The organism is Bartonella sp. P0282, assembly GCF_048452985.1.
GTDB lineage: Bacteria > Pseudomonadota > Alphaproteobacteria > Rhizobiales > Rhizobiaceae > Bartonella > Bartonella choladocola.
In genome coordinates this window covers 264,984-285,428 of the sequence record NZ_WTFO01000003.1, presented here as the reverse complement: position 1 = coordinate 285,428, position 20,445 = coordinate 264,984, and the positions used below count along the sequence as shown (strand labels likewise).

13 protein-coding genes are annotated in these 20,445 nt (G+C 47.7%); 5 read left to right on the top strand and 8 right to left on the bottom strand.

Going from position 1 to position 20,445, the window contains the following annotated elements:
* Window positions 1-14 precede the first annotated feature (14 nt).
* From GQS64_RS10355 to GQS64_RS10330, 6 genes are all read right to left on the bottom strand, one after another.
* Window positions 15-944, bottom strand: coding sequence for a siderophore ABC transporter substrate-binding protein (locus tag GQS64_RS10355; RefSeq protein ID WP_198231522.1), 930 nt, complete (start codon window positions 942-944; stop codon window positions 15-17).
* Between the two features lie 7 nt (window positions 945-951).
* Window positions 952-2,700, bottom strand: coding sequence for an alpha/beta hydrolase (locus GQS64_RS10350; RefSeq protein ID WP_198231521.1), 1,749 nt, complete (start codon window positions 2,698-2,700; stop codon window positions 952-954).
* A gap of 52 nt (window positions 2,701-2,752) precedes the next feature.
* The gene (locus GQS64_RS10345) at window positions 2,753-5,269 is read right to left on the bottom strand and encodes a TonB-dependent receptor domain-containing protein (protein WP_246798548.1); all 2,517 of its coding nucleotides are present in this window, start codon (window positions 5,267-5,269) and stop codon (window positions 2,753-2,755) included.
* Between the two features lie 865 nt (window positions 5,270-6,134).
* The gene (locus tag GQS64_RS10340) at window positions 6,135-6,533 is read right to left on the bottom strand and encodes a cupin domain-containing protein (protein WP_198231520.1); all 399 of its coding nucleotides are present in this window, start codon (window positions 6,531-6,533) and stop codon (window positions 6,135-6,137) included.
* Window positions 6,534-6,635: 102 nt separating this feature from the next.
* The gene (locus GQS64_RS10335; protein ID WP_198231519.1) at window positions 6,636-6,836 is read right to left on the bottom strand and encodes a hypothetical protein; all 201 of its coding nucleotides are present in this window, start codon (window positions 6,834-6,836) and stop codon (window positions 6,636-6,638) included.
* A 7-nt stretch (window positions 6,837-6,843) separates the two neighbouring features.
* Entirely contained in the window at window positions 6,844-7,893 is a 1,050-nt protein-coding gene (locus GQS64_RS10330; RefSeq protein WP_198231518.1) for an NAD(P)-dependent alcohol dehydrogenase, read from the bottom strand.
* A gap of 568 nt (window positions 7,894-8,461) precedes the next feature.
* Between GQS64_RS10330 and GQS64_RS10325 the strand changes: the two genes are divergently transcribed.
* The gene (locus tag GQS64_RS10325) at window positions 8,462-9,328 is read left to right on the top strand and encodes an NAD(P)-dependent oxidoreductase (RefSeq protein WP_198231517.1); all 867 of its coding nucleotides are present in this window, start codon (window positions 8,462-8,464) and stop codon (window positions 9,326-9,328) included.
* Window positions 9,329-9,885: 557 nt separating this feature from the next.
* On the opposite strand, the gene GQS64_RS10320 is transcribed toward GQS64_RS10325, so the two are convergent.
* Window positions 9,886-10,902, bottom strand: a complete 1,017-nt coding sequence (locus tag GQS64_RS10320; RefSeq protein ID WP_198231516.1) for a LacI family DNA-binding transcriptional regulator — start codon at window positions 10,900-10,902, stop codon at window positions 9,886-9,888.
* Window positions 10,903-11,069: 167 nt separating this feature from the next.
* Between GQS64_RS10320 and ptsP the strand changes: the two genes are divergently transcribed.
* The 4 genes from ptsP to GQS64_RS10300 all read left to right on the top strand — a co-directional run bounded on the left by ptsP (window position 11,070) and on the right by GQS64_RS10300 (window position 17,871).
* Window positions 11,070-13,571, top strand: a complete 2,502-nt coding sequence (gene ptsP, locus GQS64_RS10315) for a phosphoenolpyruvate--protein phosphotransferase (RefSeq protein WP_198231515.1) — start codon at window positions 11,070-11,072, stop codon at window positions 13,569-13,571.
* Window positions 13,568-14,500, top strand: coding sequence for a 1-phosphofructokinase (pfkB, locus tag GQS64_RS10310; protein WP_198231514.1), 933 nt, complete (start codon window positions 13,568-13,570; stop codon window positions 14,498-14,500). Before ptsP ends, pfkB begins: the two co-directional genes overlap by 4 nt.
* Window positions 14,501-14,527: 27 nt before the next feature.
* Window positions 14,528-16,288, top strand: a complete 1,761-nt coding sequence (locus tag GQS64_RS10305; protein ID WP_198231513.1) for a PTS fructose transporter subunit IIC — start codon at window positions 14,528-14,530, stop codon at window positions 16,286-16,288.
* 629 nt (window positions 16,289-16,917) lie between these two features.
* On the top strand, window positions 16,918-17,871 hold the full coding sequence (locus tag GQS64_RS10300; protein ID WP_198231512.1) for an HAD family hydrolase: 954 nt from the start codon (window positions 16,918-16,920) through the stop codon (window positions 17,869-17,871).
* A gap of 285 nt (window positions 17,872-18,156) precedes the next feature.
* On the opposite strand, the gene GQS64_RS10295 is transcribed toward GQS64_RS10300, so the two are convergent.
* Window positions 18,157-20,433 (bottom strand): TonB-dependent receptor plug domain-containing protein, encoded by a 2,277-nt coding sequence (locus GQS64_RS10295; RefSeq protein WP_198231511.1) that lies wholly within the window; start codon window positions 20,431-20,433, stop codon window positions 18,157-18,159.
* Between the last annotated feature and the right edge of the window lie 12 nt (window positions 20,434-20,445).

The following is a 20,445-nucleotide window of genomic DNA, read 5'->3' as shown; positions in this document are numbered from 1 at the left end:
AACAGGCTAAATGCTTATTTTGCTTTGGAAAATACGTCATCAAGTTGATCGGCTGTCTCATGAAGACCCGAAAGCCCGCCGCCGATAAGATACCAGTTTTGCGGGTCGAGATAAACGATATGCTTGTTCTCTGCCGCTTTGGTTTTGTTGATAAGGGCATTATCGAGCAATTTTGCAGCCGATTCCCCTTCGCGGCCAATGGCTGCATCACGGTCGATCACAAACAACCAGTCGGGATTGGTTTCCAAAATAAATTCTGGTGAAATCATCTGCCCGTGATTTCCCACTTCCAGTTTGTCATTGGCCGGTTTGACACCGAAACCGGAATGCAACAGGCCGAAACGCGAGCCGGGGCCGAAAGCTGAAATTTTGCCACCGGTGGTCAGAATAAGGAGACCTGTTCCTTTGTCAGCCGCAAGCTTCCTTGACCCTTCAAGCTTTTTGTTAAGACTGTCAATTTCGTCTTTGGCTTCTTTCTGTTTATTAAAAATCTGGCCTAAAATTGTCACATTGCGATCAACATCGGCAAGATAGTGATTATTGTTGACTGACAAATCGATTGTCGGGGCAATCTTTGCAAGATCGTTGAATTTCGGAGCCGAACGGCCGGCAATAATAATAAGATCGGGGCGCAGGCTTGCCACTGTCTCGTAATTGGGTTCAAACAAGGTTCCGACCTTGGTGTATTTTGCATCATTATATTGCTCAAGATATTTCGGCTTTATCCCTTCCGGTACACCCACAATATTGTCGATTTTTAACCGATTCATATTGTCGAGCGTGGCAAGGTCGAACACCACAACACGTTTCGGACTATCGGGAATAGAGGTTTCACCGGCGGCATGTTTGATGACAACATCGGCACTTGCCGGTGATTGGAATGACAGAACGGAAGCCAGTGCACCAAAGAGCAGTGCGGCGAGAGTATTGCGTCTATTAATCATTTTTACCTCATTTCTTTTCGACTGGTTGAAGGGAGTTTGCGGGTGACCTTTGTGGTTTGAAATTTTTCGCATTCAACGCGAATTGCAGACAATCTTTGATCGCAGGCGCAAGCATTGTGCCGTGGTTTTTATCGGAAAAGCTGTAAAACGTGTTGTCAACTGCCTTTGTCTTTCTCAAAATCTCTGAAACATCTTTGCCATTCGGGCCGGAATGTAAATCCTTAACCGGCTTTTTATCCGGCTCAGTCACACTCTTATGATGGGTTTTAATTCCCGATGTTTCAATCAATAGCCGCGTTTTTAACCCCTCCGGCTTGTTATAAGCGGCAAGTTTTTCCATAAATTCATGCCCGTTCCACCAGATAGACGGGTCGGCAGCGCAATAGGTGGAAAAACCGTGATTGCCCGCCGATAAAAAACTCTTCATCACAAAAAGCCCGCCAAGCGAATGACCAAAGAACGTGACATTGTCGCGATTGACCGGCAATTCTATCAATATTTCCGGCAAAATCTTTTTTTCAATAATGCTGCGAAATTCTTTTTCACCGCCGGTTTTTGGCGCTTCCATGCCTTCACGCAGCGGAATTTTATCGGCCGGTGCATAAGAGGTGAGGTCATAAAAACGGCGTTTCACAATCTCTTTTTTCTCGTCTGTCGGATAACCGATCGCCACAATTACGGCATCGGGCGCTTCCTCGATTGCGGGCTTGAATGTTGTGTTGCCATCAAGGAGTAAAACAAGCGGAAAGCCCTCTCTTGGTGCTTGCTTTTCCGGCACAGCAATAAACAGGCGATAGTGCCTTATCCCGTCGTTTTCGCTGCTCTTTCCGGCCTTGTTTGTTTCTTCATTTGTTGCCTGTGCGGTGTTTGTCCCTTGAACACTTTTTTCATGAGCATTTTCAGGAACCACGCCGCCCGAAGCGTGACTGTCGGCGCCATTAAACCCGTCGCTTGTTTTGAGCTCGTCCGACTTTTCCCCGCCGGTTTTTGTCAGGCTTTCTGTGTTGTTTTCCTTTTCATCTTGTTTGTTAGCGGCCGGAATTTTTGCCTCTTCAGGTGGTAACAAAGCAATATGTCCATCCACAAAAGAAACTTCTATATCTTTGGTGTGAATGCGCATTTTTTCTGTATTGTCGTTTTCCGCATTCGCAAAACTACAGGAAAGGCCAAAGAAAAGACTGGCAACAAAAAGAGCAGACATCTTCAAGCGGAAAAATGACAAGCAGGACAATGGAAAGCTGGAAAATGACAAACCGGACAATGGAACGCGCGAAAATGGAACGCGGGAAAATGGCAAGGCTTGCAAGCCGCAAGCGCCCGCCCGTTCTGCCCGAATATCTCCTGCCTTTTCAGCCGTAACAATTCCCGTCCTTTCAACCGGAACATTTTTTGCCCGTTCAGCCGTAACAATTTCCGTCCTTTCAGCCGTAACAATTCCCGTCTTTTCAGCCGGAACAATTCCCATTCTTTCTACCCGAACATTTACCCCCTGTTTTTCCCACACAAAGCGGGGGCTTGAAATAAACCGGCGCGTTCCGGAGAGGCAGCGTTCCAAACTTCCGGCTTCCGCCAAACTTTCAAGTTTTGCCAAAGCCAAAGATTTTTCACGAACAAAAACATTTTCCGGAAAAAGAGCGTTTTCCGGAGTTAAAGAATTTGCCGAAGCAAAAACATTCTTTGTAAAAAGAGCATTTGCCGGAAACAGGGAAGGCCGGTTTTTAAAAAACCGGCGCATGATATTTTTGATGTTTTTCATCAGCCATGAACTTTCAAAATTAATTCTGTCCTTCAAGAGTTCATCCCGACCCTTAAAATTGCGAGTTCATGCTCAACCAGAGGCGGCGGCCTTCCACCACATCATTGAACTGGTCAACACCCACACGCTTGTCAAACAGGTTGTAGATTGCGGCATTCAGTTTGACATTTTCGGAAAAAGCGTAAGAACCGCCAATATCGAAGGTGAAATAATCGTCATATTCACGGCCAACAACTTTACCATCTTTGTAAACCGCCTTACCGGCCGTACCGGTTCTGAAACCCGCATTGGTTTCCTTGCCGTGATAGGTTGCGGCAGCAAAACTTTCGAGCTTTTCAATCGGTGTTTGCCATTCGGCACGGACATTCGCCATGTGTTTGGGCGTTCTTGCCAAAGGCAGCCCCTCATAATCGCCGCTCTTCTGTTCCGAATGGGTGTAGGTGTAGTTGGAACGGAAGGTCAAAACATCAATCGGTTTCCATGAACCGGTAAGCTCCACCCCCTGCATCACAGCATCATCGATATTGAGGTTTTCATAAAGCACATAGTTCGGGTCAACCGACCATTCAACCTGCTTGCCATTGGCATCGAGAACCTGCCGGTTGGTGATTTTGTCTTTGAAATCGGTGTAGAAATAGGTTGCCCCCAATTCGAGATTATCAAGATTATCCCAAATGGTGGAAAATTCATAAGAGGTACTTTTTTCCGCTTCCAGATTGTCGGCACCGATAATCACACCGCAGCGGTTGCGCCCTTTCGGGGGATTGCGCCCGTAAAAACAGTTACCGCCACCGGTTGTATAAGCATAACCGGGGGCAATTTCACGAATTTCCGGTGCTTTGAAGCCGGTTGAAACACCGCCTTTGAAAACAAGATTGTCGGTCGCATGCCAAACAGCATAACCGCGCGGGCTCCAATGTTCGCCATAAATCTGGTGGTGGTCCATACGCACCCCGCCGGTTAGCGAGAATGTATCGGTCAGCCACCATTCATCTTCGGCAAAACCCGCCCATTGCTCGATGGTGAATTCTTCATCAAGTCCGGTGCGCATACCGGGGTTCTGGTCGGTCAATGCCCCACGGTTGAATTGCCCGCCGGTTACCAATGTGTGGCGGCCGAAAATGTCGAACGGGGTGGTAAATTTGCCATCCACCACGGTGTTTCTTATTTCCGGCGAACGCAAATTGGCAACATAATCGTGGGTCGGGCTGTCCCATGTGTAATTGGTACGGTTTGCGGTTTCCTGCAACACGGAAAAATCGGCAGTGGTAAAGCCGTAACGGCCGGTATAGCCGACAACCCAATGGTCACGATCATTCTTGTTATAGGTATCAACCGGTTTGCGGCTGATATTTTCGGTTCTTTCGATATTGTGCCCCACCGAACTATAGCGGCGCAACCTTGTGTGACCGGCCTCAAAGGTGAGGTCATTGTTTTCGTTCGGCGTTACAGTAACCTTGCCGGTAATGTCGATTTCCTTTTTCTTCGGCGAACCGGAAATAATATCATCTTCCTCGCGTCCCAAGCCTCTTCCCCAAAGCTGCATTCCCACAACATCGGGCGCCAGAGGGCCGCCAACATAATAGCTTCCTTGGGCTGTATTGCCGAATTTGCTGTACTGGTTTGCCGTACCGTCAAGGGTAAAAGAACCGGTCCATTTATGCGGCACTTTGCGGGTGATGATATTGATAACACCACCCATCGCATCCGACCCGTAAAGCGAAGACATCGGCCCGCGCACAACTTCAATCCGCTCGATTGCCGCCGCCGGTGGAATGAAACTCTGCTCGAAACCGGAATTGCCATTGGTGCGTGCTTCACGCGTGCTCTGGCGCTTGCCATCAACCAGAATAAGCGTATAAGCACCGGGAAGACCGCGAATGAATATATCCTGTTCGGCGGCTGTCCCCGTCACGGCAACGCCCTGAACATTCTTCAATGCGTCGGTCAAATCGCGGAACGACCCTTTTTCGATTTCCTCCCGCGGAATAACCGAAATACTGGCAGGCGCATCTTTCACATTCTGCTCGAAGCCGGTCGCACTCACCACCACTTGGCGTAACATTGTGCCTTCATTGGCAAGTGGCGCATTACCGGAAGAAGCCGCAGGAGAGGCAGAAGAAGAAGCTTCAACAGTCGCCCCGCCGTTTTCTTCTGCCGCATTGTCTTTAACAGCTTTCTGTTTGTTTTGTGCACTGACAGGCTTGCTCTGTTTGCCATTATTGGCGATTTTCACTTCGTCATTGACTGTCTCGGCAAAAGCTGTGCCATCAAAAAATAGGCTCATTGAAAAAATTGTGCTGCAGCTAAGTGCAACCAACATTTTCCGGCTTGCGCCGAAACCTTTTCTCTCACTGAAGCTTTGACCCGCACCGAAACCTTTTCTCTCCGAGAAGCTTTTACCCGCGCCGGATTTTTGCCCCCAATCCGTTTCGTTTTCCGCTCTGAAACTTTGGGCAGCCATGTCCCTTTGGCCATCCAGAATTTTCTTCTCCGTCACCGAATTCTGACACGCCACGAACTCCTGATCGTTTGAAAAATGTTCTCCTTCACTGCGTCCGATCGACATAAACAATCCCTCGAATTTAAAGTTGAATAAAAAAGTATAGAATTAACAAACAGTTTAGAAAGACATTAAAACCTAATGTCAATACTCAAGTTTTAGAATAGTTCAAATATACTGTAAAAAACATTTAATAATAATCACTTAGAAGCGAAAAAAAATAAAATTATAATATATTGAATGCAACTTCAGGCATGTGGAAAGTTTTTAAACTATCGTTATACTATTTATTTATATGGGTGAAATAAAATATATTTGCGAATCGAAACGGGAATCGCCGTTCTATTCGAGATAAGACGCGAAATTTATTGAACAGAATGACTGTTATTTTGTTGAAATATTATGAACAATAATGAAGAAAATTAGCGAAAAACGGCGAAAAATCAGAGCCGGATTGAAAGAAAATCCGTGAAAAGAGCCGAAGAAATCGAGCCTCTTTCATCCGGCATTATCTGTTGTTTCCCGTTCTTGTCTGTTAAAAAATCGGGGCTTTGCCCGCCGCAAGTTTGCAACATGACAATTGATTGGATTGGTTACGGATCGGCTTTGGAAAAACAGGCGGGCGGAAAAGCAAAATATGAAGCGGCTTTTCAAAGTTTTGAATGTTCAAAAAACCAGCGTTTTAAAAAAACGACTTTGAATTGATGCAACACGCATTGAGGGCGAGGGGCTTTCAGAATGTCAATTTTTCTTTCCGGCAAGAAACTTTGTAACAGTTTCCAAAAAAACAAGAAACTTTGTCACACTTTTCAAGAAAACTTGCGCAGCATCTGCCCCCAAAGGGGGGCAATCAAGTTTCTTGCCGGTTTTGTCGTATTTTATGAAGTAAAAGTTTTGATGAAATGTAGAGTTTTGAAATTTTAGTTTGTTTTCATTGTCCCTTATATTGCTTGTCGGTCACTTCTTCCATCCAGTCGGCACTTTTGCCATCTACCGTTTCCTGTATGGCATAATGTGACATTGCTGTATCGGGGGAAGCACCATGCCAATGTTTTTCATTCGGTTCAAACCAGACAATATCACCGGCGAAAACTTCTTTCACTTCGCCACCTTCACGGCCGATAAACCCGCGCCCGAAGGTGATAATCAAAGCCTGTCCCTTCGGGTGCGTGTGCCAATGCGTGCGTGCTCCCGGCTCGAAGGTGACATGACCGGCAAGAAGGTTTGAACCCTCATGCGGGTCGATTGCCGGATCAAGTCTCACCCGACCGGTAAAAAATTCTTCCGGAACTTTGCCGGAAGGGCGGCTGCCACTTCTTTTGATTTCCATTGTTTCATTTCCTTGAAATGGGGTTTCGTTATCAATTCCGGTTTTGTTTTTGAATAAATGTTTCAATGCGCTGCCAACAAAAATAGTCTTCCAAACATATTTTCAAAGCACATGAACTTTATTGTTTGAAAGCACATGGGCTTTGCCGGTTGAAAGCACATGGGCTTTGCCGGTTGAAAGCACATGAACATTGCCCGCTCGCTGAAATCGGGCGTCAACAGGGCTTGTTGCCAGCGGGGCTTGTTGCTCGCCCCGCTTTCTCGACTGAAAACCGTTTTCCGGAATTAAATTTTTAGAACGCAAGCGTTTTTCAGAATGACGCCATGTCGATGACAAAGCGATATTTCACATCGCTTTTGAGCATGCGTTCATAAGCCTTGTCGATTTCCTGTGCCTTGATAAGTTCTATATCGGCGGTAATGTTGTGTTTGCCACAAAAATCCAGCATTTCCTGTGTTTCGGCAATGCTGCCAATGGCCGAACCGGCAAGTGAACGACGTGCTGTAATGAGGTTGAAAACGCCAACCGGCAAAGGTTCGGCCGGTGCACCAACCTGCACCAATGTGCCATTGACTTTAAGAAGGTTGAGGTAAGCGTCGATATTGTGCTTGGCCGCAATGGTGTCGATAATCAAATCAAGCGTTTTTGCCGCTTTTGCGAGGTTTTCGCTGTCGCGTGTCAAAACCACATGATGGGCACCAAGACGACGCGCATCGGCTTCTTTGGAAGGCGAGGTGGTAAGCATCGTCACATCGGCTCCCATAGCGTGGGCAAGTTTCACCGCCATATGTCCCAAACCACCAAGACCGGCAACACCCACTTTCATACCTTTACCGGCTTTCCAGTGGCGCAATGGCGAATAGGTGGTAATGCCCGCGCAAAGAAGCGGTGCTGCTCCTGCAAGATCAAGATTTTCCGGCACTGCGAGAACAAAATTGTCGTTCACCACAATGCGTTTGGAATAGCCGCCAAACGTATAACGGTCTTTTCCGGTTTCAGGGTCGGGGCTGTTATAAGTCAAGGTATTGCCCTTTTCGCAATATTGTTCAAGTCCCGCACGGCAGCAATCGCAAGTTCCGCAGGAATTGACCATGCAGCCCACGCCCACCGTGTCACCTTCTTTGAAACGGGTTACTTTTTTGCCCACGCGGCGCACCTTGCCGACAATTTCATGACCTGGCACACAAGGATAAATTGTGCCCGCCCAGTCACTGCGTGCGGTATGAAGGTCGGAATGGCAAACGCCACAATAGAGAATTTCAATATCCACATCATGGTCGAGCGGGTCACGCCGCTCGAATGTGAAAGGGTGGAAGGTCTGGTCAGCCGCGTCAACGGCAAATGCATCACATGTAAACATATAGGGAATTTCCTTTTGAATATTTGTTTTACTATCGGTTTTGCTTCATTTTGCTTTTTTAATTTCCGGTGTTTAATATTGTTTTTAATTCTCCGGTTGTTTAAAGCGTGAGCGATGGTATTTCATTTAGAATTGAAATCATCCGGTTTCTTCCTTTTTTCTTGCCCAAACAGTCATTTTCTTTTTTTACCGGTTTTAAAACACGTAATTCTTGTTTAAAAAATCGGGTCTTGTTTAAAAAATTTTAGGTCTTTTTAAAAAATCCGGCCTTCTTAAAATTCCGGTCTTCCCCGGAAAATCACGGTCAAGAATGAAACAATTTAACCGCAAATAGAAAACCTCCATTCTATTTCCGGTTGTTTCGGGTTCAATTCTTTTTCCTGTTGATAACAACTATATTCTTCAAGACGAGTTTGATAAACTCTATCAGGATCATTGGCCTTATGAATATTTTTCATAAAAGCAGACTAATCGAAAATAATCGGGCAGCAATACGGAAAGCAGCAATACGGAAAGCAGCAATACGGAAAGCAGCAATACGGAAAGCAGCAAAACAGGGAGTGGCAAAATGGCAAAAGTGGCTTTTATCGGTTTGGGTGTAATGGGCTATCCTATGGCAGGGCATTTGAAAAAAGCCGGTCATGATGTGACGGTTTATAACCGCACGGCCAAAAAGGCTGAACAATGGGTAGAGGAGTTTCACGGTAAAAAAGCCGATACACCGGCCGAAGCGGCAAAGGGGCAGGATATTGTTTTTGCCTGTGTCGGCAATGACAATGATATAAGAGAAGTCACAACCGGCAAGGATGGCGCGTTCAAAACAATGGCAAAGGGAAGTGTTTTTGTCGACCACACGACGGATTCGGCAAAAGTTGCCCGCGAGCTTGAAGGTGAAGCCAAAAAATGCGGTATCGGTTTTATCGACGCGCCGGTTTCGGGTGGTCAGGCCGGTGCCGAGAATGGCAAACTCACCATTATGTGCGGTGGTGAGAAGGACATATTTGAAAAAACCGCCGATGTCATGAAAGCCTATGGTATTTCGGTAAAGCGGCTTGGAAAAAGCGGCAGCGGGCAATTGTGCAAAATGATAAACCAGATTTGCCTTGCCGGTGCTGTTCAAGGCCTTGCCGAAGGGCTTGCTTTCGGTAAAAAAGCCGGCCTTGATATGAACGAGGTTCTCGATGTCATTTCCAAGGGGGCTGCCGGTTCATGGCAAATGTCGAACCGCGGCAGCACCATGGTTGAAGGCAAGTTCGATTTCGGCTTTGCTGTCGACTGGATGAGAAAAGATCTCGGCATCTGCCTTGATGAAGCGCGCAGTAATGGCGCGGTTTTACCCGTCACCGCTTTGATCGACCAGTTTTATGCCGATATTCAGGCAGAAAATGGCGGCCGGCTTGATACGTCAAGCCTTATCAAGCGGCTCCCGCAATAATCTTGATACCTCCAGTCTTATCAAGCGGCTGCCGCAATAATTCTTTAGCAGCCGTTTATCGGTTATAATTGTTTGCGGGGGGGCATTGCGGTGATTGCGCCAAGCTTTCATCGCGCCTGTCAAATAACAAGCCGCCTGCTTTGCTTGAACCTTTCTTGCAAGCGGCGGTGTTACTCGCCGGTCCAACTTTTATATCAACCGGTTAAAGCCGTGCGGCTTTATTGAAGCATTTCAATTTCTGCCACATAAAGTTTCATCAAAAGCGTTGTTGGCGATCATGTGGTCGTGGCGCCAATGTTTTGTAACCGCCAATGACCATCGGGCAGGATTGTTTCAAAAAAGAAAGCGTGAACCTTTCTTGCAAGCGGCGGCGTTACTCGCCGGTCTAACTTTTATATCAACCGTTAAAGTCGCGCGGCTTTATTGAAGCATTTCAATTTCTGTCACTTGAAGTTTCATCAAAAGCGTGGGCGAAAGTGAATCATCATGGTGTGAACCAAATTCCCGAACCGCCAAATGTGCCAAAAGAAGAAAGCTCCTGCCTTATTTCATTTCTTTCATATTGTGGTCGGGCAGGCTTTCAAGGTCGAACCGCGAACAATCAATTTGCTTTTCAAAACGGTTTGCAGCACCGGTTTTAACGGGTTTTCGAGCCTTTCCATCAAACAATGATAGGCTTCGCGGGCAATGTCGCCAACCGGCTGGGCAATGGTTGTGACACCGTTAAAGACAAGTTCCATCCACGGTTCGTCATCAAAGGCTGCCAAAGCCAGTTGATCGGGCACAACAATACCGGCTTTGTTTAAAAATGCCGCTGCTTTTAAAGCGAGAACCCCGTTGGTGACGATGAGCGCATCAATTTGAGGATTTTTTGCAAGCGCATTTTTTAAAGATTTCGCCAGATTATCTTTTCCGTGTTTAACAGCCACGCTTTCACCTGCAAGGTGAAGTGCCTTGATTGCTTCATCAAAGCCTTTTTGCCGTTCAAAACCGGTTCGGCTATCAGCTCCGTAAAGGCAAAGAATGTGTTTTCTGCCATTTTCATAAAGGTGATGCACAAGTTTTTTGGCGGCAGCAAGATTGTCGATAAGCACGGCATCATAAATCATTTCATCAGGCCTGCGATCGACAAGAACAAGCGGGCGTTGGAGTTTTGCCGGTCTCGTTTTGCGGCTTGTTATGTGTTTGTGGCTTGTTAAAAGTGTAGGGGCAAGAATAATACCGGCAACATTTTCTTCCTCCATCAAGTCGAGATAGGCCTTTTCCTGCTCCGGATTTTCATCCGTATTGCATAAGATCACATGCTGGTTGCGGGTTTTGGCAATATCGTCGATCGCGCGGGCAAAGCGGGTAAAAAACGGGTTTCTGATGTCGGCAATGATAAGGCCGATTGTGTCGTCGGTTCGCGCCCGCAAACGGCGGGCGGCAAGGTTCGGCCGGTAACCGGTGGCAAGGATTGCCTCTTCCACTTTGCTTTTCAATTCATGGCTCACAACTTTGCCGGAAATCGCACGCGAAACAGTGGCAACCGAAACACCGGCAAGTTTTGCAACATCCTTGATTGTGGCAGCCATTCGATTTTTCTTTCTTTCTTGGTGCACTCGCACATGAACGAGACGTTTTTTCCTTGAAAACGTTTCCAGAATTTGCTGTAGAATTATATGACAGAATTAAACAGTTGCTTGATATTTTTCAAGAAAACGTTTTCAATTCATTTTGAAAAGCCCAAGGGAGGAAACCCGTGGCAGCAGCATCTGAAAAGACAGCAATTCTTTCCGAAAATGCAATTTTGTTGAATGCGGATTTTTCCGACAAGGAGTCGGCCATTCTTGCCGCAGCTCAACTTCTTGTTGATGAAGGCGCGATTGAACCGGCTTATGGAAAAAGCATGTTGGCGCGTGAAAAAGTTGCCAATACGTGGCTTGGTTCTGGCGTTGTCATTCCCCATGGCATGGTGGAAGACCGTAACCTTGTCAACCGTGATGCGATTTCGGTTATTCAGGTTCCAAACGGGGTGGACTGGCAAAATGGCGAAAAGGCAAAACTGATTTTTGCTATCGCCGCCAATTCCGATGGTCATATCGAAATTTTAAAGCGGCTCACCCGCCTTCTCAGCCATCCCGACGCGCTGCAAAAACTTGAAACGACGGGCGACAAATCGGCCATTATGGCAGCCCTTGTCGAAAATGACGATGCACCGGAAAGTGAGGCCGCCGATCTTCGAGTGACCAAGGAATGGGTTCTTGATTATCCGTCGGGTCTTCATGCGCGTCCGGCGTCGATCTGGGTGGAATTTGCCAAAAAAAGCGGGCAAAAAATTCTCGTCCGCAATGGCAATAGTCAGGCCGATATGACAAGCCTTGCCGGTCTTTTGCAACTGGGCGGGAAAAATGGTGACACGCTTGTTTTTTCAACCGACGCGGAAAATGGTGAAGAGCTTCTGGGGGAAGCGGTTTTAATGGCAAGAAAAATCACCCTGAGCGAAAAGGAGGCGGCCGAAAAAGCGGAAGTGAAACCGAAGAAAATTTATGGCTTCCGGCCACCTTCAGGAAAAGCGGGCATTGACGGCCTTTCGGCAAGCCCCGGTCTTTCTGTCGGTACAATTTTCATTCTGGAAAACGGGGCGGGTGAGGTCGAAGATAAGCCCGGCAAACTTTCTGAAGATGCCGCACGGCTTGAAAACGCTTTGGGGCGCACCAAAGACAAGATGAAAGCGATTGTCGATGATGTGACCCGTCGTATCGGCGCGTCGGATGCTGCCATTTTCAAGGCACAGGCCACCCTTCTTGATGATGATAATCTTATCTCTTCTGCCTGCCATTTGATGGCGGAAGGCCATGGCGTGGCATGGAGCTGGAACAAGGCGGTCGAAGAGGCGGCCAATGCCCTTCAACATATGGATAATCCTTTGCTTGCCGCCCGCGCGGTGGATTTGCGCGATGTCGGCGGGCGTGTCCTTGCCGAGATCGACCCGCTTTATGCCAAAGGCTCGTTCGAGAATATCGGTGAAGGGGCAATTATTGTTGCGGAAGATTTAACACCTTCTGATACGGCCAATCTCAACCCTGAAAAAGTCCACGGTCTCATCACGGCATCGGGCGGGCCAACCTCTCACACCGCCATTCTTGCGCGCACTTTGGGAATCCCTGCGCTGGTTGCGGCGGGAAACAAGGTTTTTGAAGCAAAGAATGGCGAGAGCGCGATTGTCGACGGCTATAACGGCATTTTATATCTTTCGCCCACAAAGGAAGATGTCGAGGCTGCACAAAAGCAAATCGTCAAATTGGCAGAAGAGCGTGAAAAAGAAGTTGCCGAACGCGCCAAGCCCGCAAAAACCACCGACGGCCATGTAATCGACATTGCAGCCAATATCAACCGCCCCGATCAGGTTGCCTTTGCATTGGATGAAGGGGCTGAAGGTGTGGGGCTGATGCGCACGGAATTTTTGTTTCTGGAAAGCACCGAAACGCCCGACGAGGAGACACAATATAAGGTCTATCGCGATATGCTTTCGGCATTGGGCGGTAAATCGCTTATTATCAGGGCGCTCGACATTGGTGGCGATAAACAGGTTGCCCATCTTGATTTACCGAAAGAAGATAATCCGTTTTTGGGCGTGAGGGGCGCGCGGCTTTTATTACGCAGAAAAGACCTGCTGGTGCCGCAATTGCGCGCAATTTATCGCGCCGCCAAAGAAGGTGGCGATCCGTGGATTATGTTTCCGATGATTATGTCGGTGAACGAAATTAAAGAGTTGAAAACGCTTGCCGAAGAAATCCGCAAAGATCTTGCCGCACCGGTGTTGAAAATCGGCATTATGATCGAAGTACCGGCGGCTGCCATTATGGCCGATATTTTTGCCCCCCATGTCGATTTCTTTTCGATCGGCACCAATGATCTCACCCAATATACCATGGCGGTTGACCGGCAAAATCCCGATCTTGCGGCCGAAGCCGACAGCCTTGATCCGGCGGTTTTGCGCATGGTGGAAAGAACGGTTGCAGGGGCAGAAAAAGCAGGCAAATGGGTAGGCGTTTGCGGCGGCATTGCCGGTGACCCGTTCGGGGCGATGTTGCTTTCGGGCCTTGGTGTCAATGAATTGTCGATGACCCCGCGTGATATTGCAACCGTCAAGGCAAGGCTCAGGGCAAAAAGCCTTGCCGATATGCGCAAACTTGCCAACAAGGCTTTGCAATGTGAAACCGCCGAAGAGGTTCGTGCCCTTGACGAGGCCAAGTCATGAAAATTGCAACACTCACCGTCAATCCGGCAATTGATGAAACAATCCATTTGAAAAAGCTTGAACGCGGGCATGTCCACCGTGCCGAAGAGGCGCGTTTCAATGCGGGCGGCAAGGGGATTAATGTGGCAGCCTGCCTTGCCGATTTTTCTGTTAAAACGGCGGTCACCGGTTTTCTTGGAAGAGCCAATAGCCGGCTTTTTGAAGAACTTTTTCAAAGTCACCATATCGAAGACCGCTTTATCCGCTATGAGGGGGAAACGCGCACCAATATCAAAATCGTTGACGAGGGCGAAACCACCGACATCAATTTACAAGGCGTAAGCCCGACGGTGGAAGAAATCGCAAAATTGCAAAATATTGTCGATGATTTTATTGCCGAAGGTGCACTTATTGTCATGAGTGGCAGCCTTCCCCCGAAAATGGATCCGCGTTTTTATAGAAACGAGGTTGAAAGGGCGGAAAGTGGCGCAAAAATCATTGTCGATTGCAGCGGAAAAGCGCTTCAGGAATTGTTGAAAGCAGAAAAACTTCCCCTTGCTATCAAACCCAATATTGACGAGCTTTCGGCCTTTTGCGGTCAAAAGCTTGAAAATGAAGGCGAGGTTTTAAACATTGCCCGCTCGTTGATTGACCGTGGAATGAAGCTTGTTGCTGTCTCTATGGGCGAAAAAGGCGGGCTTTTTGTTTCCCGTGAAGGGGCAATCCACGCGCAATATTTGCTTTCGGGCGTCAAAAGCACAGTCGGGGCGGGCGATGCCATGGTTGCAGGCATTGCAAAAAGCATTTCCGACAATGCAAAACTTGAAGATATTGCACGCCTTGGCACAGCCTTTGCGGTTGGCAAACTTCAAAAATTCGGACCGGCTTTGCCGGAAAAGACGATAATCGAAAATTTGGCTCAAAAGGTAGAATGTCGGCAGGTCGGTTGATCGCCGCATTTGAACGAGGAGAAGAACATGACTTTGATAGCCTTGATAGATGGTGCGGGCGGTGGTGTGCATAGTTTGCTTGCTCGCGAAGTTCTTCAAAAAGCCGCAAGCGAAAGGGGCGCAGTTTTAAGCCTTGAAATCGTCGAGACGGGAACTTTGCCGCGCATTCCCAAAGATGCCGGTTCCGATACATTGCTGCTTGTCAGCAACAATCATGATTGGCAAAGCGATCATATCAAAAGCTTCAAAGGGCAATTGCAAAGGGTCACATTTGAAGAGCTTTTCAAAAAACCTTCTGCCATTATTTTCGGGGGTTCAAGCGAAAATGGTCGGGCAAAAAACGGAACAGAAAAAACAGCCGGTTCCGATGATCGTCGTCAGGATTTGAATGGCGCCAATCGCAGTCTTAAAATTGTTGCTGTGACATCCTGCCCGACAGGTATTGCCCACACATTCATGGCAGCCGAGGGGCTGACAGAAGCGGCCAAAGCTTTGGGCCATGAAATCAGGGTTGAAACGCAAGGGTCGGTTGGTGCCGGTACACCTTTGACGGCGGCCGAAATAGCCGCAGCCGATCTTGTTATTATTGCCGCCGACCGGGAGGTTGACCGCACCCGTTTTGCGGGAAAACGCGTTTATTCCTGCCCGACAAAACCGGCTATCAATAATGGTCAAGCTTTAATAAAAAAGGCTATTGAAAGCGCCGAAGTGCAAAAGCAGAAAGCGGTTCAGGAAGGGGAAAGCGCTGAAAGCAGTGAAACGGCCGGTGGTGTCTACAAGCATTTGATGACCGGTGTCTCCTACATGCTTCCCTTTGTTGTTGCCGGTGGCCTGTTGATTGCATTGTCCTTTGCCATTGGCGGCGTCGGTGTCACCAGTCAGGAAGGCACATTTGCCAATGCACTTTTTGTCATCGGCTCCAAGGGCGGTTTTGCCTTGATGGTGCCCGCACTTGCCGGCTTTATTGCCTATTCCATTGCCGACCGGCCGGGCATTGCACCGGGAATGATCGGCGGGTTACTGTCGCAAAATATCGGCGCCGGTTTCATTGGCGGCATTTTTGCCGGTTTCATTGCCGGTTATTCGGTTCGCCTTGCAATCAAATGGATAAAATTGCCCAAAAGCTTGCAAGGCTTGATGCCGGTTCTGGTCTTGCCACTCATTGCCACATTGATAACCGGCCTGTTGATGATGTTTGCTATCGGAACGCCGGTCGCAGCGCTTCTTAATTTCTTGACCGAATGGCTCAAAGGCTTGCAAGGCACCAATGCCTATCTCCTCGGCGCCATTATCGGCGGCATGATGGCGGTTGATATGGGCGGGCCGGTCAACAAGGCAGCCTATGCAACTTCGGTTGCCCTCATTTCATCTGGCGTTTACGGGCCGATTGCTGCAACCATGATTGCCGGTATGACTCCGCCCATGGCTTTGGCACTTGCCGCATGGATTTTCCCCAACCGCTTTACAACCGACGAACGCTCCTCGAAAGTATCAACCTTCATTCTGGGGCTTGCTTTCATCAGCGAAGGATCCATTCCTTTCGCCGCACGCGACCCGTTCCGTGTCATTCCCGCGCTTGTTGTAGGCTCGGCTGTTGCCGGTGCTGTCGCTTTGGGGCTCGGTACGGGCCTCCGCGCACCCCATGGCGGCATATTCCTTGCTTTTATTCCGGGTGTCGTTATCAATTATATCGGCTATTTTGCAGCTCTTATCATTGGTACAATTGTTACCACGATTGTGCTTGGCATTTTGAAACAACCGCTTGTTGCGGCAGAAAAAAAGGCCTGAACGACACGCATTCCTTTCCGCCATATGGTTTTATGGCGGAAAATGTTTTCATGCGGAAAGCGGTTTTATGGCGGAAAATGGTTTCGTGCGGAAAGCGGTTTCATGCAGAAAGTGATAGATTAAAACGAGCTTTTCAAAATTTTGCTTGGAGCGCGAGGTCACAAAACCGGAACCGCTTTTTTTTAAAAAAAGCGCCTTAACGGTGACACGCTCAGAGTTCTTCGCCGGTCAGACCTGCTTTCAATCGGCGCAAGTAAATCCGGCATTTCGGCGATAATTATGTAGAACAGCTTATCTGAAAAAAGTTTCAATCCCTTCATTTGGTAGGCCAAAAAATTCGTTCCACTCAATTCATTTTGTTTTTTAAAATTGTCATTTTGTTTTTTAACAATGGGACGCGAGAGTTTATGACCGGTATTAAAATATCCGGTCTTTATCCTGAGCTATAGAAGCGCAATTCTATAATTTCGAGTTGTGGAAACGTTGTTGAATAAAGAAATACAATGGAAACATTGGCTTTACTTGCTTTTTTTCCGGTGAGAGATTTTATTAAACGGTGCGCACCGTGGCGGGCTTTTGAAAAAGCTTTGAAAATGCTAGCCATAAAGGCAATCTGAAAGGCAAAATTGATGACAAATAACAAACCGGAAATGGCAATCGCCTATGACTTTGATGGCACATTGGCCGACGGTAACATGCAAGAAGCGCAATTTTTGCCCAATATCGGTATGAAGCCGAAAGACTTCTGGGAAGAGGTCAATCAATTGGCAAAGGAAAATCAGGGCGATAATGTGCTCATCTATATGAGCCGGATGCTCCGCAAAGCCGATGCCGCCGAAGTTCCGGTGCGACGTGAAGATTTCAAGAAACTTGGCGAAGCAGTCAAATTGTTCAAAGGTGTCGAAAGCTGGTTTCAACGCATCAATGTTTACGGAAAATCAAAAGGTGTGGAGGTCAAACATTATCTGCTTTCTTCAGGGAATTATGAAATTATTGCCGGAACGGCGATCGCAAAAGAGTTTACTGAAATTTACGCATCCAAATTCTTGTTCGACGCAAATGGTGTTGCTTTTTCACCGGCCTTGGCCGTCAATTACACAACCAAAACACAATATCTTTTTCGCATCAATAAAGGCGCGTTCGATCTGAGCGACGATGTCAAGGTCAATCAATATGTGAACAAGGCAGACCGTCCCGTTCCCTTTGAAAATATGGTCTATATTGGCGACGGAACAACAGATGTTCCCTGTTTTCGCCTTGTCAAAGATCAGGGCGGGCTTTCAATTGCGGTTTATAAAGCCAATAAAAATGGCGCACACGAAACGGCGTCGAAATATATAGCGGATGGCCGTGTCCAATGTGTCTTACCGGCAAATTATTCGGAAGGCAGCAAGCTTGAAGAGGTCATTAAAGCAAATATTGATGTTGTTGCCGCACGCTCTGCCCTTAAAAACCGGCTTGAAAAAACCAATAAGGGCATAGAAACGGTCAATGAAAAGCTTGAAAAAGCGCTAAATGAAATAGAGCGGTTAAAACAAGAACTTGAAAAAACAAAAACGGCGCTCCCGAAAGCGGCTGAATAAGCTCTCTCATGCGCGGGCGAGCGGCTTTCTTTTTGTTTATTAATCCGGCTTTTAATGGTGCATCACGCCCAATCCGGCTCAAAACAGGATATGGAGTTTGCGCAACAAGGCGACCGTTTCTTCAAGCGGGTAAAACACCAATTCAATGGGACGAGTACGGGCAATTCGACCGGCAAATCAAGCACTAACCCAAGCGGGTAAAACACCAATTCAAGGAGACGAGCACGGGCAATTCGACCGGCAAAACGGGCGTTCGGCGGAACGCCTGTCTGCCATATTGCGATTTCAGAATGTTACACGCCCGCTAATGAAATAGGTTCGTCCGGCTTCCGGAAAACCCGCTTGAACCTGATAATTTTCGTCGCTGATATTGCGCACACCGCCGGTAATGCTGGAATTTTTGTTGATTTCATATTCGACAGAAATATTGCCAAGAACAAAAGCGTCGGTTTTCCGATATTCTTTCTGGAACGCCCCCTGATTATAGCGCGAGGAATTATATTCAAGGCTCGGAATGATGTTGAGTTTTTCGATCACCCGCATTTTTCCATAAATGAAAGCTTTATTTTCCGGTTTATTGGTGACTTTGGTGTCATCGCCGGAGGGGGAGTCGATATGGCCGTGCATAAAGGTGTAATTGCCGCCAATTGCAGCGCTTTCTGTGGCCTGCCATTCAAAATTGAGCTCCACGCCCTTGTAATTTGCGCTACCAACATTGCGATTTTGCGCCATTTCTTTGCCGTCATCATTATAGATGCCGAGATAGACACCATCAATCATGTCATCAATATCGTTATAAAAGAGCGCAGCTCCCAATTTCAGATCGGCGGTGACAAGGTCGGACCAGCCGATTTCATAATTGGTGGCGCGTTCGGCTTTCAGGTTCGGATTGGGAACAGCCGAACCGAAACGCGCTGAAAACCTGTCTTTCAAAGTTGGAAAACGTGTGCGGCTTGAAACACTGGCGTGGATTTCACCTGTCGGCGTAATGTGGTTAATGGCAGCAAATTGCCAGTTCACAGCATCATCATTTGTGAGTTTATATTGGTCGATATTGCGTGTTCCGGAAACAACATAATCGGCGCGTTTCAAATCGCGATAGTCGTAACTCACCCCGCCGACAAGATCGAGTGTGTCCGTGGCATGAAAAGTATTTTCCAAAGCGGCCGACATAACATCTTCATGGTCTTCGGTAATGGGGTCGGCAATTGCATTTTTGAGGTCGGGTCTTTTGAAATTATATTCCTGATGCTCGTCACGGCGATAATGCAGCGCAGCCTTCAAGGTGTTCATGGGGATAAGTTCGGTTCCCCCTTCTATCGAACCGCCCCATCCCTTGTCATGATAGGTCGAGGTGAAGGATTTCGGCTTCATTTGCGTGTCGAAATGGTAATCGTCATAGCTGTCGATTGTATTGTCAAAAGCCGCATAATAAAGGCGCGTATTGACATAGGATTGAGAACCGATTTCTGTATGTGTGGCGCCAGAAACGGTTTCGACATTCCAGTCAGGCCATTTCCAGTTGCGCTGGTTGTCGGAAGGTTTGCCCCCTGTCGAAAGGCCGTCTACCGGCTTGTCGACGGCATAAATCAAATCCTTGCGGCCTTCCTGTTTGGTATAATTGATTGTGTATTCATCGGTTTCATTGGGCGTAAAGCCCACTTTGAAATTGCCGCGCCAATCGCGAACACCGGAATTGTCACGTCGCCCGCCATCTTCGATCACGGCTCCCGCCACTTCGAGCGGGTTATAATGGCGCGACATGAAAAAGCCGTCGCTATCGCGATAAGCACCGCTTGCCATCAAATAATAGCCGTCTTGTTTGGTTCCGACATAGCCGGATGTCAGATAAGCGCTTCTCGAACCGGTATTACCAATGTCGATTGTCGGCCTTAACTCGCCTTCAAGTGCTTTTGTCGGTTTGCGCGTTACCAGATTGACTTCACCGCCCATCCCTCCGGGGCCGTTAAGAACAGAAACATAACCCTTCTGCACCTGTATTTCGGCCAGATCGGGTGTCAGAAAACGACCGGTATCAAGCCCGTTATCATAAGGGAGATAAACCTGTATGCCATCAATCAACAATGGCGCCTGATCCATGTCGAAACCGCGAATATAATATTTTTGTTCATTGCGCATCGCACCGGTGTTCTGGATGGTCACACCCGGTACAATTTTCAAGGCATCGTCGAGCGAATTACGGTTGTAAACGCGTATGTCTTCGGAAGAAACAGTGCTTTGGGAAATCGTTTCACCGGCGGTCTGCCCCCATTCACGGTTATTGGCAAAAACAACAACCTTGCCTAGTTCATAAGCCCCGCTAGCTGCACCGCTTCCATTATCAGAAGCGGCTTTTGTGCTCTTGGTCGTATCAGGCGTTTTCGTGTTTTTCTGGTTGTCCGAATTGGTGTTTTGCTGTGTGTTGGAGGTTTTATTGTTTATCGGGTTTGAAGAATTTTCTTCTGTCGTTGTGGGGGAGGCGTTTTGTGCAATTGCCGGATGAAGCAGCACAAAAGAGGAAAAAGTGGCAAGAAGAAACTTTTTTCGACAATGGAGAGTCATGAGCGTGGTTTC

Coding starts and splice junctions, on each gene's coding strand:
- GQS64_RS10355 (WP_198231522.1), bottom strand. CDS start 944: ATGATTAATAGACGCAATACTCTCGCCGCACTGCTCTTTGGTGCACTG.
- GQS64_RS10350 (WP_198231521.1), bottom strand. CDS start 2,700: ATGAAAAACATCAAAAATATCATGCGCCGGTTTTTTAAAAACCGGCCT.
- GQS64_RS10345 (WP_246798548.1), bottom strand. CDS start 5,269: ATGTCGATCGGACGCAGTGAAGGAGAACATTTTTCAAACGATCAGGAG.
- GQS64_RS10340 (WP_198231520.1), bottom strand. CDS start 6,533: ATGGAAATCAAAAGAAGTGGCAGCCGCCCTTCCGGCAAAGTTCCGGAA.
- GQS64_RS10330 (WP_198231518.1), bottom strand. CDS start 7,893: ATGTTTACATGTGATGCATTTGCCGTTGACGCGGCTGACCAGACCTTC.
- GQS64_RS10325 (WP_198231517.1), top strand. CDS start 8,462: ATGGCAAAAGTGGCTTTTATCGGTTTGGGTGTAATGGGCTATCCTATG.
- GQS64_RS10320 (WP_198231516.1), bottom strand. CDS start 10,902: ATGGCTGCCACAATCAAGGATGTTGCAAAACTTGCCGGTGTTTCGGTT.
- pfkB (WP_198231514.1), top strand. CDS start 13,568: ATGAAAATTGCAACACTCACCGTCAATCCGGCAATTGATGAAACAATC.
- GQS64_RS10305 (WP_198231513.1), top strand. CDS start 14,528: ATGACTTTGATAGCCTTGATAGATGGTGCGGGCGGTGGTGTGCATAGT.
- GQS64_RS10300 (WP_198231512.1), top strand. CDS start 16,918: ATGACAAATAACAAACCGGAAATGGCAATCGCCTATGACTTTGATGGC.
- GQS64_RS10295 (WP_198231511.1), bottom strand. CDS start 20,433: ATGACTCTCCATTGTCGAAAAAAGTTTCTTCTTGCCACTTTTTCCTCT.